Source organism: Nocardia sp. 852002-20019_SCH5090214, assembly GCF_001665865.1.
Lineage (GTDB): Bacteria > Actinomycetota > Actinomycetes > Mycobacteriales > Mycobacteriaceae > Nocardia > Nocardia nova.
The window spans coordinates 1-883 of sequence record NZ_LZMK01000143.1; the positions used below are offsets into that span (position 1 = coordinate 1).

Annotated in this window: 1 pseudogene; it reads right to left on the reverse strand. The window is 69.2% G+C overall.

The features are described from left to right. Positions 1–883 (reverse strand): annotated as a pseudogene (locus A5780_RS40870) (hypothetical protein); the annotation flags it as partial.

Genomic DNA, 883 nt, shown 5'->3' on the forward strand with positions numbered 1-883 from the left:
ACGGTGTCCAGACCGCTCTTGAGGCGGGCCTGATAGTCCAGCAGCAAGGTGTCGACCCGGTATTTGGCCTCTTCCCCCAGATCGACCACCGGCTTGCCGATTCGGCGCAACTCCTCGGCTGCCGCCGGGGTGACGGGCACCCAGTCGGTGTCGTTCACACTCATCGGCTGGGCGGAGGCCTCACCGAGGTAGATGGCCACGAACCGGGCCCGCGCGCGCACCTCGTCACCGAGACCGGCGGCTTTCATCTTCTTCGTCAGCGCCGTGAGACGGTCCGGGGTGGGATTGGTGCGCCACTGTTCGATCTGGGCGTACAGCTCCGCCTTGGCCGACTCGTCGATGTCCTCGGCGGCGATCATCGCGACCATGCGGTCTTGGGCGGTGGCCAGACGGTCTTGGGTGGCGCGTTCCTGCTCGACGGCGGCCATCTTCGCCGCCAGCTGCGGGGTTACCTCGGCATCGATGGTGACGTGCCCGCCGTCGAGGTCGACGTGCACACCCCAGCGCTGCCGGATGTGCCCGGCCAGTTCCACCGACGCGCGGCGGGCAGCCTCGGAGTCTTCCGACCAGGTCACCGCCTCACGTAGCGCGGCGGCGATTTCGTTGCGCGAGAGCCGATCCCAACCCTTCCGGCGCAGCGCTTCCAGACCTTTCTCGGCCGCCTTGCGCTCGGCGGCGACCTGGGCGGCGTGCTCGCGGCGGGCCTTCTCCTCCCGCATCTGCATGGCCTCGATGGCGGCGCGGCGGGCGGTGATGCCGGCCGTGGCTCGGTTCATCACCTCCTGCATCAGTGCCCGCAGCATCACCGCGAACTGGCTGCCGATCCGGTCGAGGGTTTCGTCGTGGTGCTGCTGGACGGGGGTGTGCAGGCCGGACAGGTTGG